General features: G+C 70.8%; 14 protein-coding genes. 11 read left to right on the top strand and 3 right to left on the bottom strand.

From position 1 onward, the window contains the following. The first annotated feature begins 13 nt into the window (after window positions 1–13). The 5 genes from AB0M63_RS38645 to AB0M63_RS38625 all read left to right on the top strand — a co-directional run bounded on the left by AB0M63_RS38645 (window position 14) and on the right by AB0M63_RS38625 (window position 6,587). Window positions 14–1,330 carry a sugar ABC transporter substrate-binding protein gene (locus tag AB0M63_RS38645; protein ID WP_366022632.1) on the top strand — a complete coding sequence of 439 codons (1,317 nt, stop codon included), beginning with the start codon at window positions 14–16 and terminating at the stop codon, window positions 1,328–1,330. A gap of 8 nt (window positions 1,331–1,338) precedes the next feature. Beyond that, window positions 1,339–2,334, top strand: coding sequence for a sugar ABC transporter permease (locus tag AB0M63_RS38640; RefSeq protein WP_366022631.1), 996 nt, complete (start codon window positions 1,339–1,341; stop codon window positions 2,332–2,334). A 22-nt stretch (window positions 2,335–2,356) separates the two neighbouring features. Continuing rightward, window positions 2,357–3,196 carry a carbohydrate ABC transporter permease gene (locus tag AB0M63_RS38635; RefSeq protein ID WP_355921912.1) on the top strand — a complete coding sequence of 280 codons (840 nt, stop codon included), beginning with the start codon at window positions 2,357–2,359 and terminating at the stop codon, window positions 3,194–3,196. 38 nt (window positions 3,197–3,234) lie between these two features. Then, window positions 3,235–4,593 carry a GH1 family beta-glucosidase gene (locus tag AB0M63_RS38630; protein WP_366022630.1) on the top strand — a complete coding sequence of 453 codons (1,359 nt, stop codon included), beginning with the start codon at window positions 3,235–3,237 and terminating at the stop codon, window positions 4,591–4,593. A 128-nt stretch (window positions 4,594–4,721) separates the two neighbouring features. Next, window positions 4,722–6,587, top strand: coding sequence for a discoidin domain-containing protein (locus AB0M63_RS38625; RefSeq protein WP_366022629.1), 1,866 nt, complete (start codon window positions 4,722–4,724; stop codon window positions 6,585–6,587). 50 nt (window positions 6,588–6,637) lie between these two features. Here the strand turns inward: AB0M63_RS38625 and AB0M63_RS38620 are convergent, their stop codons facing one another. Both AB0M63_RS38620 and AB0M63_RS38615 read right to left on the bottom strand, forming a co-directional pair. After that, complete coding sequence (locus AB0M63_RS38620) at window positions 6,638–7,030, bottom strand: SCO5389 family protein (protein WP_366022628.1); 393 nt, start codon at window positions 7,028–7,030, stop codon at window positions 6,638–6,640. Window positions 7,031–7,081: 51 nt separating this feature from the next. Next, complete coding sequence (locus AB0M63_RS38615; protein WP_366022627.1) at window positions 7,082–8,038, bottom strand: ATP-binding protein; 957 nt, start codon at window positions 8,036–8,038, stop codon at window positions 7,082–7,084. Window positions 8,039–8,171: 133 nt separating this feature from the next. On the opposite strand from AB0M63_RS38615, the gene AB0M63_RS38610 reads away from it, so the two are divergent. The 6 genes from AB0M63_RS38610 to AB0M63_RS38585 all read left to right on the top strand — a co-directional run bounded on the left by AB0M63_RS38610 (window position 8,172) and on the right by AB0M63_RS38585 (window position 14,732). After that, the gene (locus AB0M63_RS38610) at window positions 8,172–8,708 is read left to right on the top strand and encodes a GNAT family N-acetyltransferase (RefSeq protein ID WP_366022626.1); all 537 of its coding nucleotides are present in this window, start codon (window positions 8,172–8,174) and stop codon (window positions 8,706–8,708) included. A 5-nt stretch (window positions 8,709–8,713) separates the two neighbouring features. Continuing rightward, complete coding sequence (locus AB0M63_RS38605) at window positions 8,714–10,222, top strand: ABC transporter substrate-binding protein (protein WP_366022625.1); 1,509 nt, start codon at window positions 8,714–8,716, stop codon at window positions 10,220–10,222. A gap of 3 nt (window positions 10,223–10,225) precedes the next feature. Further along, on the top strand, window positions 10,226–11,977 hold the full coding sequence (locus tag AB0M63_RS38600; protein WP_366022624.1) for an ABC transporter permease subunit: 1,752 nt from the start codon (window positions 10,226–10,228) through the stop codon (window positions 11,975–11,977). Continuing rightward, window positions 11,974–13,200: an MFS transporter gene (locus AB0M63_RS38595; RefSeq protein ID WP_366022623.1), complete on the top strand. Its 1,227-nt coding sequence runs from the start codon at window positions 11,974–11,976 to the stop codon at window positions 13,198–13,200. The genes AB0M63_RS38600 and AB0M63_RS38595 overlap by 4 nt, the downstream gene beginning before the upstream one ends. 146 nt (window positions 13,201–13,346) lie before the next feature. Then, the gene (locus AB0M63_RS38590; protein ID WP_355921843.1) at window positions 13,347–13,949 is read left to right on the top strand and encodes a hypothetical protein; all 603 of its coding nucleotides are present in this window, start codon (window positions 13,347–13,349) and stop codon (window positions 13,947–13,949) included. A 39-nt stretch (window positions 13,950–13,988) separates the two neighbouring features. Beyond that, window positions 13,989–14,732, top strand: a complete 744-nt coding sequence (locus AB0M63_RS38585; RefSeq protein ID WP_366022622.1) for a YcnI family protein — start codon at window positions 13,989–13,991, stop codon at window positions 14,730–14,732. Between the two features lie 87 nt (window positions 14,733–14,819). On the opposite strand, the gene AB0M63_RS38580 is transcribed toward AB0M63_RS38585, so the two are convergent. Continuing rightward, complete coding sequence (locus AB0M63_RS38580) at window positions 14,820–15,581, bottom strand: CDP-alcohol phosphatidyltransferase family protein (protein ID WP_355921849.1); 762 nt, start codon at window positions 15,579–15,581, stop codon at window positions 14,820–14,822. Between the last annotated feature and the right edge of the window lie 61 nt (window positions 15,582–15,642).

The raw sequence follows: 15,642 nt of genomic DNA, 5'->3' as shown, positions 1-15,642 counted from the left end.
GGACACCCGGAGCATGCGCAGCATCCGAGCCGCGGCCGTAGGCGCCGTCACCATGTCACTCGCCCTCGCGGCCACGGCCTGCGGAGGCGGTTCGTCGACGGGCGGAGGGTCCAACGACTCGCCCAAGACGCTCACCTACTGGGCCTCCAACCAGGGCGCCAGCATCGCGATCGACAAGAAGGTCCTCCAGCCCGAACTCGACAAGTTCAAGAAGCAGACCGGCATCACGGTGAAGCTGGAGGTCGTGCCCTGGTCCGACCTGCTCAACCGCATCCTGACGGCGACGACTTCGGGCCAGGGCCCCGACGTGCTGAACATCGGCAACACCTGGAGCGCCTCCCTCCAGGCCACCGGCGCGCTGCTGCCGTGGAACACGGCCAACTTCGCGAAGATCGGCGGCAAGGACCGCTTCGTCGACTCCGCGCTCGGCTCGACCGGTGCCGAGGGCAAGGACCCGGCCGCCGTCCCGCTGTACTCGATGGCCTACGCGCTCTACTACAACAAGCAGATCTTCGCCGACGCGGGCATCACCCAACCGCCCGCCACCTGGGCCGAGTTGGTCGCCGACGGCAAGAAGATCCAGGCCAAGGGCAAGCAGGTGCTCGGCGCCGAGGGCGCCAACGTCTCGGAGAACATCCACCACACCTTCGTCTTCGCCAAGCAGCACGGCGCCGACTTCTTCACCGCCGACGGCAAGGCCGACTTCACCAACGACGGTGTCGTGGCGGCGGTCAAGCAGTATGTCGACCTGATGGCCAAGGACAAGGTCATCCCGGTCGGCAACGCCGAGTACGCGCAGAACCAGTCCGTCAGCGACTTCGCCAAGGGGAAGACGGCGATGCTGATGTGGCAGTCGGCGTCCGCCAACCTCAAGTCGCAGGGCATGAGCGACAGTTCGTACGGCATCGCCCCGATACCCGTGCAGTCCGGCACCCCGGGTACGGGCGCGCAGGTCAACTCGATGGTGGCCGGCATCAACCTGGCCGTCTTCAAGAACACCGACAACCTCGACGGCTCCACCAAGTTCGTGAAGTTCATGACGAGCGACGCCGAGCAGAAGATCCTCAACACGGCGTACAGCTCCATCCCGCCGGTGAAGACCGCGCAGGAGGACACCGCGTTCAACACCCCCGCGAACGCCGTCCTCAAGGACACCCTCGCCAAGAGCGCCGCCGCGCTGCCGCAGGTCGCCGACGAGTCGCAGTTCGAGACGGCGGTCGGTACGGCCGTCAAGAACCTGTTCGCCGACGCCGCCGCCGGCCGCGCGGTGACCACCGCCTCGGTCAAGGCGGAGCTCGAAAAGGCCCAGCAGCAGATGCCGGCGAAGTGAGTGCGACTGTGACGAGCACTGTCACCCCGGAGGCCGCCGTGCGGAAGACCTCTTCCGACCCGGCGGCCCCCGGCCCGCGCCGCCGCAGCCGTGACCGGATCCGCCGTATCGGACTGCCGTATCTGCTGCTTCTGCCCGCGCTGATCCTCGAACTCCTGGTCCACCTGGTGCCGATGGTCATCGGCATCGTCATGAGCTTCAAGGAGCTGACCCAGTTCTACATCCGCGACTGGGGCACCGCGCCCTGGTCCGGCTTCGACAACTACAAGGTCTCGGTGGACTTCAGCGCCCCCGTGGGCAAGGCGCTGCTGCACTCCTTCTTCGTCACGGTGGTCTTCACCCTGCTGTCGGTCGCCTTCTGCTGGCTGCTCGGCACGGTCACCGCGATCTACATGCAGGACAACTTCCGCGGCCGGGGCTTCCTGAGAGCGCTCTTCCTCATCCCGTACGCGCTGCCGGTCTACGCGGCCGTCATCACCTGGGTCTTCATGTTCCAGCACGACAACGGCCTGGTGAACCACGTCCTGCACGACCAACTGCACCTCACCAGCAAGCCGTCGTTCTGGCTGATCGGCGACAACAGCTTCTACGCGCTGCTGATCGTGCACGTGTGGAAGGGCTGGCCGTTCGCCTTCCTCATCGTGATGGCCGGCCTGCAGAACATCCCCCGGGAGCTGTACGAGGCCGCCGCGCTCGACGGCGCCGGCATCTGGCAGCAGATCCGCCGCATCACCCTGCCGTCGCTGCGCCCGGTCAACCAGGTACTGGTCCTGGTGCTGTTCCTGTGGACGTTCAACGACTTCAACACGCCGTACGTCCTGTTCGGCAGAGCGGCACCGGAGGCCGCGGACCTCATCTCGGTGCACATATACCAGGCGTCGTTCGTCACCTGGAACTTCGGTACGGGCTCGGCGATGTCGGTCCTGCTGCTCCTGTTCCTGCTCGTCGTCACCGGCGTGTACCTGGTGCTCACCTCACGCGGACGGAAAACGGCCGATGTCTAGTTCCTCGCTCACCAGGTCACCGATGGCCCCGCCCCGCTCCTTCCTCTGGTCGCGGCGGATCTTCCTGACCCTGCTCACCGGCTTCGTCCTGGTGCCGGTGTACGTCATGCTCTCCAGCTCCCTGAAACCGCTCTCGGACGTCACGGGCAAGTTCCGCTGGCTGCCGAGCGGTCTGACGATCCGCCCGTACATCGACATCTGGTCGACGGTCCCGCTCGCCAAGTACTTCATGAACTCGCTGATCGTGTCCGTCGCCGCGACCGTCTGCTCGGTGGTGATCGCGGTCTTCGCCGCATACGCCGTCAGCCGCTACGAGTTCCGCGGCAAACGCGTCTTCACGGTCACCGTGCTGTCCACCCAGATGTTCCCGGGCATCCTCTTCCTGCTCCCGCTGTTCCTCCTCTACGTCAACATCGGCAACGCCACCGGCATCGCCCTGTTCGGCTCGCGGGGCGGCCTGATTCTGACGTATCTGACCTTCTCCCTGCCCTTCTCCATCTGGATGCTGATCGGCTACTTCGACTCCGTGCCGAGGGACTTGGACGAGGCCGCGCTGGTGGACGGCTGCGGTCCGCTCGGCGCGCTGCTGCGGGTCGTCGTACCGGCCGCGATCCCCGGCATCGTCGCGGTCGCCGTCTACGCCTTCATGACCGCGTGGGGCGAGGTCCTCTTCGCCTCCGTCATGACCAACGACAGCACGCGCACGCTGGCCGTCGGACTCCAGGGCTACTCCACGCTCAACGACGTGTACTGGAACCAGATCATGGCCGCCTCGCTGGTCGTCAGCGTGCCCGTGGTCGCCGGCTTCCTGCTGCTCCAGCGCTATCTCGTCGCCGGGCTGACGGCGGGCGCCGTCAAGTGAACCGTCCGACCAACTCCGCTGACCGTAAAGGGACTTCAGTGACCATCGACTTCGCCGCACTCCCGCACGACTTCCTGTGGGGCACGGCCACCGCGGCGTACCAGATCGAGGGGGCCGTCGCCGAGGACGGGCGTTCGCCGTCGATCTGGGACACCTTCTCGCACACCCCCGGAAAGATCGCGAACAACGACAACGGCGACGTCGCCTGCGACCACTACCACCGCTGGCGCGAGGACATCGGCCTGATGCGTCAACTCGGCGCCAACGCCTACCGGTTGTCGATCGCCTGGCCCCGGGTGGTCCCCGGCGGCGACGGCCCGGTCAACTCCAAAGGCCTCGCGTTCTACGACGAGTTGGTGGACGCGCTGTTGGCGGCGGACATCACCCCCTCCGTCACCCTCTACCACTGGGACCTGCCCCAGGCGCTCCAGGACCGAGGCGGCTGGCCCGAGCGCGCGACCGCCGAGCACTTCGCCGCGTACGCCTCGGCCGTGGCCGAACGCCTCGGCGACCGCGTCACCCTCTGGACGACCCTCAACGAGCCCTCCTGCTCGGCCTGGATCGGCCACCTCGAAGGCAAGATGGCCCCGGGTTGGACCGATCTGACAGCGGCCGTCCGCGCTTCCTACCACCTGCTCCTCGGCCACGGCCTCGCCGCCCAGGCGATCCGCGCCGCCGCGCCCGCCGCGCAGATCGGCATCGTCAACAACCTCTCCACCGTGTACCCCGCCACCGACCGCGACGAGGACGTCCGGGCCGCCCGCAGGCAGGACGGCCATGTCAACCGCTGGTGGCTCGACCCGGTCCACGGCCGCGGCTTCCCGGCCGACATGGTCGAGACGTACGGCGTCGAACTCCCGGAGCGCGAAGGCGACTTGGCGACCATCGCCACACCCCTCGACTGGCTCGGCCTGAACTACTACTTCCCGGCGACCGTCGCAGACGACCCCACCGCCCCCGCCCCGCACACCCGCGCCGTCCGCCGCCTCGGCGTCCCGCGCACCGGCATGGACTGGGAGATCGACGCCTCCGGCATCGAGACCCTCCTGCTCCGTCTCACCGAGGAGTACGGCCCCCGCCGGATCTACGTCACCGAGAACGGCTCCTCGTTCCCCGACGTCGTACGCCCCGACGGCACCGTCGACGACCCGGAGCGCCAGGACTACCTGGTCCAGCACCTCGCCGCCTGCGCCTCAGCGGCCCGCAAGGGCGCCCCGCTGGCCGGCTACTTCGCCTGGTCGCTCCTCGACAACTTCGAGTGGGCGTACGGCTACGACAAGCGTTTTGGACTGGTCCACGTCGACTACGACACCCAGGTCCGCACGATCAAGGGCTCCGGCCACCGGTACGCGGAGATCATCCGCGACCATCGCGGCCGGGCCCGGCGCGCGGCCTGACGAAGACCGCTCCGGTGGGTGCGGGCGGGGGAGCCCGCATCCACCGGAGCCCCATCAGTTCCATGTGTGTCATGGGCACGTCAGCACGAGCACCCCCAGAAGGAGACCCGCCCCTCAAGGAGACCCGCATGCCTTCCCGCACCCTGCTCACCGCTCTCACCGCACTGGCCCTGCTCACCGCCACCCCGGCCCTCGCGGCCCCCGCCCCGCAGGCCGCCGCGGCGGCGACCTGGGACACCGACCGGGCAGCCGCCGCCTACGCCGTGAACCCGGCAGCGGTCACCGCCTCCGGCAGCGAGAACGCCGGCACCACCCCCGGTCTCGCCTTCGACGGCGACGGCTCGACCCGCTGGTCCAGCAACTTCGCCGACGACGCCTGGATCCGCCTCGACCTCGGCACCAGCCTCCGCATAGACCGCGTCACCCTCGACTGGGAGGCCGCCTACGGCAAGAGATACGTCCTGGAGGTCTCGAAGAACGGCACCGACTGGACCCCCTTCTACACGGAGACGGCGGGCACCGGCGGCTCGATCACCACGAGCACCTACCCCCAGGAGGTGACGGGCCGCTACGTCCGCCTGCGCGGCCTGGAACGCGCGACGCCCTACGGCTACTCGCTCTTCTCCTTCAAGGTCTACGGCGGCGAACCGGCCCCCGCGTCCACCACCCGCACCAACCTCGCCCTGAACCACCCGGCGTACTCCAACTACTACCAGCACAACGGCACTTCACCGGCGTACGTCACCGACGGCGGCTGGCCCGCCAACCTCAAGGACGACGCGACCCGTTGGTCCAGCGACTGGAACGCCGACCGCTGGGTCTCGGTCGACCTCGGCGCGACCTCGACGATCGACACGGTCGACCTCTACTGGGAATCGGCCTACGCCGTCGACTACTTGGTCCAGGTCTCCGACGACAACACCACCTGGCGCACGGTCTACGAACCGTCGGCCGCCGACATCGCCGCGCGGCGGGCGAATGTTCAGGCCCCCGCCGACGCGACGGGCCGCCATGACACGGTCACCCTGCCCCAGCCGGTCACCGGCCGCTATGTCCGCATGCTCGGCAAGGAGCGCCGCTCCTTCTACAACCCGGCTCCCTACACCGCCCAATTCGGCTACTCGCTCTACGAGTTCCAGGTCTGGGGCACCGGCGGCAACGCGTCCGCCGCCTACCCGGCACTCCCCGGGGACCAGTCGGGCACATACCGCACGACGTTCTTCGACGACTTCACCTCGGCCGCCCTGGACCGCAACAAGTGGCGGGTCGTGCGCACCGGCACCGAAATGGGTCCGGTCAACGGCGAGTCACAGGCGTACGTCGACTCCCCGGACAACATTCGCACGCAGAACGGCGAGTTGATCCTCGCCGCCAAGTACTGCAAGGGCTGCACCCAGGCGGGCGGCGGCACCTACGACTTCACCTCCGGCCGCATCGACACCAACACGCACTTCGACTTCACCTACGGCAAGGTCAGCGCCCGGATGAAACTCCCGGTCGGCGACGGATTCTGGCCCGCCTTCTGGCTGCTCGGCAGCAACGTCGACGACCCGTCGGTGTCCTGGCCCGCCTCCGGCGAGACCGACATCATGGAGAACATCGGCTACCCGACCTGGACGAGCACGGCCCTCCACGGCCCCGGCTACTCCGCCGACGGCAACATCGGCGCCCGCCAGACGTACCCCGCCGGCGGCACGGCCGACCAGTGGCACACCTACGCGGTGGAATGGACCCCGACCGCGATGCGCTTCTACGTCGACGACAACCTCGTCCAGGAGACCACCCGCAACAAACTCGAATCGACCCGCGGCCAGTGGGTCTACGACCACAACCAGTACGTCGTCCTCAACCTCGCCCTGGGCGGCGCGTATCCCGCCGGCTGGAACCAGGTGACCACGCCGTACTGGGGGCTGCCGCAGTCGAGCGTGGACAAGGTCGCGGGCGGGGGAGTGCAGGCGGAGGTGGACTGGGTTCGGGTGGAACAGAAGCCGTGAGGACTGGGCCGGTCCGGAGCGCGGCGCCGGACCGGCCCGTTGGCCGTGCGTCAGCAGTCCCTGAACTCCGGTGACTGGTTCAGCACTTGGGATCGCGACGACGTGAACCGCGCATAGGTCTCCCCGTCCCGTGCCCCCGGCCGGAACGCCGCCACCCGATGGCAGTTCTGGAAGGCCAGGGTCACTCCGAAGTGGTGTTCCAGGCTTCCCCGGATCGCGTCGCTGGCGAGGGCGCGCAGGAGTTGGCCGCGTTCCGCCTCGGACGGGGGCGGGGTCTGGTTGTCGGTGAACTCGGCCGTGCCGTCGTGCAGTTCGGTGGCGAGGCCGGCGACGAGGTCGTAGGCGTAGGGGAGGGAGGTGCGGACCGTGTTCACGAAGTCCGCCTCGCGGATGTCACCTTGTTCGGCTTCGGCGAGGAGCTTCGGGGAGACGTCGAGAGACATGAAAAGGGGTGTCCTGTCGGGTAGTTGACGAGTGGTGAACAGGTGGTGGTTTCAGGTCAGTGCCGTCGGGCCCGGCACGTAGTCGGGGTCGACCTGGGCCGCGAGGTCCAGGCCCGTCGCCCGGTCCGCCCAGGCGCGGGCGTTGCGCAGGTGGAAGTCGACGGCGTGGCGGTGCAGGGTGGGCCAGTCCCGGGGGTGGCCGTCGACGGCCTCGCGGAGGACGGTCAGGGCGTGGCGGTTGTGGGGTTCCAGGGCGTCCAAGTCGGCCTGTGCGCGGCCCTGTTCGGCCGCGCGGACCCAGGGGGAGTGGACCAGGTGGGTGAGGAGGTCGTCGCCCACCTCCTCCTTGAGGAAGAGCAGGTCGTCCTCGCCGGTCACCTTGTTGCCGATCACGGCGATCCGGATGCCGAACTCCCGTGCGTGGTCGCGGTACTGGCGGTATACGGAGACGCCCTTGCGGGTGGGTTCGGCCACCAGGAACGTCAGGTCGAAGCGGGTGAACAGACCGGAGGCGAAGGCGTCGGCGCCGGCCGTCATGTCGACGACCACGTACTCGCCGGGTCCGTCGACCAGGTGGTTCAAGTACAGCTCCACCGCGCCGAGTTTGGAGTGGTAGCAGGCGACCCCGAGGTCGCTCTCCTCGAACTCGCCCGTCGCCATCAGCGGCACGTCACCCGCACGGACCACATGACGGGCGTGCACCTCGTCGTCGCCGAGCAGGCGCAGGAGACGTGAACCGCGTCCCGGCGGGGTGGTCTTGATCATGGCCTCGCGGGAGGCGATGCGCGGGTTGGTGCCGCGCAGGACGTCCTTGAGCTCGCCCAGGTGGGCGCTCAGGGGTGGGGCGGTGACCGGTTCGGTGTCGGGGGCCAGGGCCTCGGCCAGATGCTGGTTGATGTCGCCGTCGAGGGCGAGCACGGGGGCGCCGGAGCGGGCGAGATGGCGGGCGAAGAGGGCGGACAGGGTGGTCTTGCCGCTGCCGCCCTTGCCGACGAACGCGACGCGCACTACCGGTCCGCCGCGTTCGCCGCGTTGGCGGTTTTGAAAATGAATGTCATGTGGCTAGGTTTTAGGGGGTGGCCGCGAGGCTGTCAAATCGAGAGCGATCAAGGACCGGAGTCTTAATGCATATGATGTGCAAGTGCTTGACTACTGCATCAGGGCCGCGGGCCCGGACGACCTCGACGGTGCGCGTGCCGTGATGCTCGATACCGTCTACCGCGACTTCGACACCGGCTATGTGCCCCGCTGGCACGGCGACATCATCGACCCGGCCGCCGCCTATCTCGCCTCGGCCCGCCACACCCTTCTCGTGGCGCTCGACCCCGCCGACCGCACCGTCGTGGCCACCGCGGCCCTCGACTCCCGCGGCCCCGCCCACCCGCCGAACCCGCGCCACCTCGCCGAGCGCTACCCCTCCGGCGAGACCGCGCAACTGCGCCGCGTCTACGTCCGCCCCGAGCACCGGCGCCGCGGCCTCGCCCGGCACCTCGTCGCCGAACTCCTCGCGTTCGCCGCGGCCGACGGCGGATACCGCGCCGTATATCTGCACACCGATCCCGCCGTGCCCGGCGCCGAGGCCTTCTGGCGGTCGCTCGGCGAGGTCGTGCACGACGAGCGGGACGACCCGGGTGGCGGGCAGAGCATCGTGCACTTCGAGCTGGCGACGGGGCGGTAGACGCGATGCGATTCCGACGACGAACTCGACCCGCCCGACTGCTCCTTGCGCTCACCCTCACCCCACTCCTCACCGGCTGTTTCGCCTCCGCCGGTGAGGAGAGCGGGGACGCGACCGGGGAGCGGGGTCCCCGGCTGCGCGTCGCCCTCGCGTTCCCGCCCGCCGAGAACCTCTCCCCGTACGGCGCCGACGCCACCATCCTCAGCCGCCTCGGCGTCACCGAGGGACTGACCGCCCTGGACGCCAACGGCTCAGCCGCCCCCGCGCTCGCCCGCTCCTGGCAGCGGGAGGGCGACCGCGCGTGGCTGTTCACCCTGCGCGAGGCCACCTTCCAGGACGGCGCCGCCGTCACCCCGGCCCGCGTGGCCGCCGCCCTCACCCACGCCACCGAGGCCAGGCCCGCCCCCGCCGCCCTCTCCGGCGTCACCCTCACCGCCGAACCCGCAGGCGGCGACCGCCTGCGCGTCACCACCGACTCCCCTGATCCCGTACTGCCGTTGCGGCTGGCCGGCCCCGCCCTCGCCGTCCTCTCCCCGAAGGCCTACGACACCAAGGGTCGTGCCGATCCGGTCGGCACCGCCACCGGTCCCTTCGAACTGACGAAGGTCACCGGCGCCACGGCGGCCACCCTCGACCGCTTCGACGACTACTGGGGCGGCCTCGCCCACGCCTCGGGCATCGACGCACGGTTCATCGCCGACGGCACCGCCCGCACCAACGCCCTGCGCACCGGACAGGTCGACATCGCCGAGGCGATACCCGTCGCCCAGGCCGCCACCCTCGACGCGGCCACCCGCCGCGAGACCGCCACCACCCGCACGACCGGCCTCCAACTCAACACCAGTACGGGCCCGTTCAAGGACCCGAAGCTCCGCGCCGCCGCTCGCGAGGCCGTCGACACCGCGGCCCTCGCCAAGGGCGTCTACGAAAGCCACGCCGACACCGGCACGGGCATCTACGGCCCCGCCGTCACCTGGGCCGCGGGCAAGCGCGAGCAGCCGGTCGGGCGCGCGAAGCCGACGGCACCCCACGGGACGGCGATCACCCTCGCGACGTACGACAACCGGCCCGAACTCCCCGAAGTCGCCCAGGTGTTGAAGCAGCGGTTGGAAAAGGCGGGATTCGCGGTCGAGTTGGAGGTGCGCGAGTACGCGCGGATCGAGAGCGACGCGCTGGCCGGGAGGTTCGACGCGTTCGTCGTCGCCCGCAACACCCTGGTGGACACCGGTGATCCGGTCGCCGTGCTCGCCAGTGACTACACCTGCGACGGCGGTTACAACCTGGCCCTGCTGTGCGACAAGGACGTCGACCGGGCCGTGGCGAAGGCCGAGCGCACCGCCGACACCTCCGCGCGCCAGAGCGCCGCGCTGGCGGCCGAGGCCGGGATCCTCGGCACCGACGCCGTCGTACCGCTCGTCCACCAGCGGATCGTCACCGGCGTCGGCACCTCCGTCGAGGGCGTCCTCCTCGACCCGTACGAGCGCACCCTCGTCGGCACCGGAACCCGGCGCTGAACCATGCCGCACCGCACCACCGCCCTCCTGTGGCGCGCCTTCCTCGCGGCCGCCCTCGTGTGCGCCATAGGCCTGCTGCCCTGGCTCTCCCGCACCGACCCCGCCCTCACCGTCCTCAAGGCCCGCTCGGCGGAACGCGACCCCGACCCCGAGGTGCTCGCCGCAGTCCGTGCCCAACTCGGCATCGACGAAGGCCCGTTGAAGCTCCTCATCCAGTGGCTCGGCGGCCTGCCGCGCGGTGACGCCGGACGGTCGTGGATCTCCGGCGACGCGGTCCTGCCCGGAGTCCTCCAAGCACTGGGCGCGTCCCTGCTGTTGATGGGCGCGGCGATGGTGGTGGCCGTGGGGACCGCCGGGGTGGTGTGCGCCCGGACGTTGTGGACGGGTGGACGGACGGGTCGGCCCGCCGTACGAAAGTCCGGGCCTCCCGGTGGCAGCGGCTCCGCCGTCCTCGCCGCGCTCCCCGAGTTCCTCACCGCGTCCGTGCTGGCCACCGTCGTCGGTGTGCAGTGGGCGTGGTTGCCGGCTCTCGGGTGGTACGGGCCGCGGTGGATGGTGTTGCCGGCTCTTGCGCTGGGGCTGCCCGCCGGGGCTGTGCTCGGGCGGTTGCTCGACGATCTGTTGCCCGGGGCGTTCGAGGAGCCGTGGGCGCGGGCCGCCGCCGCGCGGGGGCTGACGCAGCGCACCATCGCGCGGCAGGCCGTACGGCGTTGTCTGCCGGGGCTGTTGCCGAACATGGGACTGTTCGTCGTCGGGCTGACCGGTGGGGCCGTCGCCGTCGAGCAGATCTTCGACATTCCGGGACTCGGGCGCACCACCCTCCAGGCGGCCCTGGCCCAGGACCTGCCCGTCCTCCAGGCCGGCACTCTCGCCCTCCTCCTGCTCGCCGCCGTCGCCGCCGGACTCGCCCGCCTCGCGACCCGCCTCCTCGTCGGACCGGCACTGAGGGCAGGCGCGCTGCCGTCTCTCCACGGGCCGGCCCCAACACCCGGACGGGCCTTGCCTGTTGTGTACGGCGCCCTGCTGCTCGGTGTCGTCGCGCTCGGGCTGCCCCGTGATCCCCTCGCGCTCGACACCGGACTGCGTCTCCAACACCCCACCTGGGCCCACCCGTTCGGCACCGACGCGCTCGGCCGGGATCTCCTCGCGCGGGTCGCCCACGGCGCGGTCGACACCCTGCTGCTCGCGCTCGCGATCAGTGCCGTCGCGCTGGGTGCCGGTCTTCTGCTCGGGATGCTGCCCCGGCTGTCGGGACCCCTCGTCGACACGGTGAACGCCGTACCGCCGGTGCTCGCCGCACTGTTGGTCACCGCCGTGGCCGGCGGCGGGAGCGGGACGCCCGCGCTCGCCGTGGCCGTCCTCGCGTGGACCCCGCTCGCCGCGCACACCTCCGCGCTGCTGCGGCAGGAACGCGCCACCCTGCATCTGGCCGCCACCCGGGGCCTGGGCGCGGGGAGTTGGTACATCCTGCGCCACGAACTGCTGCCCGCCGTCCTGCCACCCGTCACCCGGCACGCCCTGCTCCGCCTGCCCGGTGTCGCACTCGCCCTCGCCTCGCTCGGCTTCCTCGGCCTCGGCGCCCAACCGCCCTCCCCGGAATGGGGTCTGCTCCTCGCCGAGAACCAGCCCTACGCCGAGCGCGCCCCCTGGGCCGTCCTCGCTCCCGCCGCCGTACTCGCCCTGCTCGGGGCGCTAGCGGTGACGGCGGTCGGGAGCCTGCGGGGGTCCGGGCGGCGGGAGTTGGCGGCGCGGTGAGCACAGCCACCCTCGTACGGACCCCGCTCTCGCCACTGCTGCGGTTGCTGATCCTCACTCAACTCGCCTTCAACCTGGGCTTCTTCGCCGTGCTGCCGTTTCTCGCCGAGCATCTCGCGGAGGTGATCGGCATGGCGGGCTGGCTCGTCGGACTGGTGCTGGGGCTCAGGACCTTCAGCCAGCAGGGGCTGTTCGTGGTCGGCGGGGCGCTGGCGGACCGGTACGGCGTACGGCCCGTGGTGCTCGCGGGGTGCGTGCTCCGGATCGCCGGGTTCGGCTGGCTCGGGTATGCCAAACGGACCTCGGCGGTCATCGGCGCGGTCCTGCTCATCGGGTTCGCCGCCGCGCTGTTCTCACCGGCGGTGGAGTCGGAGGTGGTGCGCCAGGCGGTCGAGTGGGAGCAGTCGGGCGGCGGGTCCCGGACGCGGGTGCTCGCACTGTTCACCGTCGCGGGTCAACTCGGCGCGTTCGCAGGGCCGTTGCTCGGTGCGCTGCTGCTCGCGGTGGACTTCCGGGTGACCTGTCTCGCCGGAGCCGGCATCTTCGTGCTCGTCCTCGCGGGCCACGCGTGGCTGCTGCCGCAGCACATCCCCGGACGCACCCGGGCGACGGACAGGGGCGGTGCGCGGGCGCTCGCACGCAACCGGCCCTTTCTGGCGCTGTGTTGTGCCTACGGCGCCTATCTCCTCGCCTACAACCAGCTCTATCTGGCCCTCCCCGAGGAGGTGGAGCGCGCGACGGGCTCGCAGGCGCCGCTGGCCTGGCTGTTCGCACTGTCCTCGCTCCTGGTGGTGACCGCGCAGTTGCCGGTCACCCGGTGGGCCGGTGAGCGGCTCGACCCGCGCCGGTCCATGGCGGCCGGGCTGGCGTTGATCGCCGTAGGCTTCGCGGCCGTGGCGGTGGCCCGACCGGCCCAACTGACCGGCACCACCGGCCTGTTGCCCGCCACCGCCCTCGTCGTCCTGCTCACCCTCGGCCAGATGCTCATCGCCCCCGTCGCCCGCGCCTGGCTCCCGGACCTCGCCGAACCCGGCCGCCTCGGCCTCTACACCGGAGCCTTGTCCTCCGTCTCCGGCCTGATCGTCCTCCTCGGCAGCGCGGCCACCGGCACCCTCCTCGACCCGGGCCTCCCGGCGCCCGTCCCGTGGTTGGCGCCGGCAGCCGTACCGCTCGCGGCGATGGCGGCGCTGCCACGCGGCCGGACCGATGCCGTATCCCGGTAAACAGCCCCATCCCCGCCCGAGTCCGCCCACCCCGGCTGAACGCCCCACCCCTCACCCCCGTACCAAGCCATGAACCAGATATGAGCTGCCCCCTAAACAGCCATCGACGGCTGCGGCGGCAGCGGCCCGTGGGAGGATCCGTCACCATGAGCGCTTCCCCGGCGGTACGGAGTCTGCGCGCCGCGGTGTTCGCCGCTGTGTGTGTGCTCCTGGCTGCCGCCGGGCACGGACTCGCCACCGGGGCGACGCCTCCGCTGTGGGCGGACGGCGCCGGGTTCGTCGTGGTGTTCTTCATGGGGTGTCTGCTCGGGGGCCGGGAGCGGTCGTTGGCCGGTATCGGTGCCGCGATGCTCGCCACCCAGGCGGGGCTGCACCTCGGCTTCGACCTCGCGCGGCCCCGGGCCGGGATGGCGATGGCCGGCATGGCGCACATGTCGGGGCACACCATGGCTCCGATGCGGCAGACGCAGGCGATGACCCCGCACGCCGTGGCCGCCCACGTCCTCGCCGCCCTCGTCGCGGCCTGGTGGCTGCGGCGCGGGGAGGCCGCGCTGTGGTCGCTGCTGCGCTGGGCCGTCGCCTTCGTGCCGGGGCTGGTGGCCTGGTGGCGGGTTGCCCCGGCACCACTGCCCGCACGGTTGGTCCGTCCCGGGCGCACGGCGGCCGACGCGAGCCCTCTGCGCCAACTCCTTCTCCGGCACGCGGTGAACCGCCGCGGACCACCGGCTCCGATCCCGTACCCCGCCTGACCCCCCAACTTCCTTTTCCCGTACGGAGATCACCTCACCATGTCCGCATACCGCACCACCCTGCGCCGCGCAGGAACCGTCGCCGCGCTCGCCACCGCCGGAGTCCTGGCCGCCGCGGGTGTCGCCTCCGCGCATGTCACCGTCCACCCCGAGAGCTACGCCAAGGGCGCCACGGACGGCGTGCTGACCTTCCGGGTCCCCAACGAGGAGGACAAGGCCAGCACCACCAAGGTCCAGGTCTATCTGCCCACCGACCACCCCGTCCTCGGCGTGCTGGTCACCCCGCAGAACGGCTGGACCGCGAAGGTCACCACCAGCAAGCTCAAGACACCGGTCAAGACCGACGACGGCACCATCACCGACGCCGTCTCCGAGATCACCTGGACCGGCGGGAAGATCGGCGCCGGGCAGTACGAGGACTTCAACGTCGCCTTCGGTCAACTGCCCGACGACACCGACCAGTTGTCCTTCAAGACGCTCCAGACCTACTCGGACGGCGACGTCGTCCGCTGGATCGAGGAGGCCGCGGCCGGCGACGACGAGCCGGAGAACCCGGCGCCCGTCCTCAAGCTCACCGCCAAGGAGAGCGAGGACGGCGACGCGGCCCCGGCCGCCTCCGCCTCGACGTCGGCCTCCGACACGAAGACGACCTCCGCCTCCTCGTCGAGTTCGAGCAGCGACTCCACCGCCCGGGGGCTCGGCATCGCCGGGCTGATCGTGGGCGTACTCGGCCTCGCGGCGGGCGCGTTCGCGGTCGTCCGCAGCCGGTCGCCGCGGTCGTAGCCGACGTAGCACCGAAGTAAGCAGTCACGGCATGACGAAGGGCCCGGACCACCGGCTGGTGGTCCGGGCCCTTCGGTGCGAGTGGTCCTACTGCGCGACCAGTTCCAGCACTTTCTCCTCCGCCGGGATCTCCTCGACCCGCGAGGTCCGCCACAGCCACAGGATGTCCCGGCCGAACGACCAGACCAGCGTGCCCAGGGCGAGCGCGACCACGCCGATGTTGGCCGCGTGCGGCAGCAGGTTCGCGCCCGCGAGGAGCAGCAGGATGCCCTGGATCGCGGCGACCGTCTTGCGGGCCGTGCTCGGCGGGAGCGGGGCGTTGAGCCACAGCCAGACGCGGGCCGCGGCGACGAAGCCGTAGCGCATGGCGCCGATCAGCAGCACCCACGGGCCGAGCCGCGTCGAGACGTAGACGCTGAGCACGAGGATCAGGAACGCGTCGACCTCCATGTCGAAGCGCGCCCCCAGCGCGGTCGAGGTGCCCGTGCGCCGGGCGACCTTGCCGTCGACGCCGTCCAGGATCAGGGCCACCGCCGTCAGTCCGACGAGCAGCGTGACCGGCGGCGAACTCTCGAAGGAGTCCGCGACCAGCGCGGTCACCCCGCCGACCAGGATGGCCCGGCCGAGCGTGACCCGGTTGGCCGGACCGAAGGAACGGGTCCGGGTCCGGTGCAGCGCCTGGGAGAGCACGGCCCAGGTGGCGATCGCGAACGCCAGGCCGGTCAGCCAGCCCGCCGGGCCCATCCCGATCGCCGTGCCGAGCAACGCCAGCAACAGGATCTGAACGCCCGCTCCCACAGCGGTCTCCTGCTGGACCAGCCTTGCTTCGTATGTGTTGTTCAGGGCCACCGCACACCCTCCGGCCAGATGACAGAGTCGATCAACGCCGCGTACTGTGCGCGGCCTGTGG

Origin of the sequence: Streptomyces sp. NPDC051576 (assembly GCF_040681835.1) — a bacterium.
In the GTDB taxonomy this organism is placed as follows: Bacteria; Actinomycetota; Actinomycetes; order Streptomycetales; family Streptomycetaceae; genus Streptomyces.
The sequence above is the reverse complement of the archived record's forward strand: the minus strand, read 5'-3'. Positions and strand labels throughout refer to the sequence as shown.

Bases quoted from the DNA above. Each gene is read 5' to 3' on its own strand.
- AB0M63_RS38645 (WP_366022632.1), top strand. From the start codon at position 14: ATGCGCAGCATCCGAGCCGCGGCCGTAGGCGCCGTCACCATGTCACTC.
- AB0M63_RS38635 (WP_355921912.1), top strand. From the start codon at position 2,357: ATGGCCCCGCCCCGCTCCTTCCTCTGGTCGCGGCGGATCTTCCTGACC.
- AB0M63_RS38625 (WP_366022629.1), top strand. From the start codon at position 4,722: ATGCCTTCCCGCACCCTGCTCACCGCTCTCACCGCACTGGCCCTGCTC.
- AB0M63_RS38620 (WP_366022628.1), bottom strand. From the start codon at position 7,030: ATGTCTCTCGACGTCTCCCCGAAGCTCCTCGCCGAAGCCGAACAAGGT.
- AB0M63_RS38605 (WP_366022625.1), top strand. From the start codon at position 8,714: ATGCGATTCCGACGACGAACTCGACCCGCCCGACTGCTCCTTGCGCTC.
- AB0M63_RS38600 (WP_366022624.1), top strand. From the start codon at position 10,226: ATGCCGCACCGCACCACCGCCCTCCTGTGGCGCGCCTTCCTCGCGGCC.
- AB0M63_RS38590 (WP_355921843.1), top strand. From the start codon at position 13,347: ATGAGCGCTTCCCCGGCGGTACGGAGTCTGCGCGCCGCGGTGTTCGCC.
- AB0M63_RS38585 (WP_366022622.1), top strand. From the start codon at position 13,989: ATGTCCGCATACCGCACCACCCTGCGCCGCGCAGGAACCGTCGCCGCG.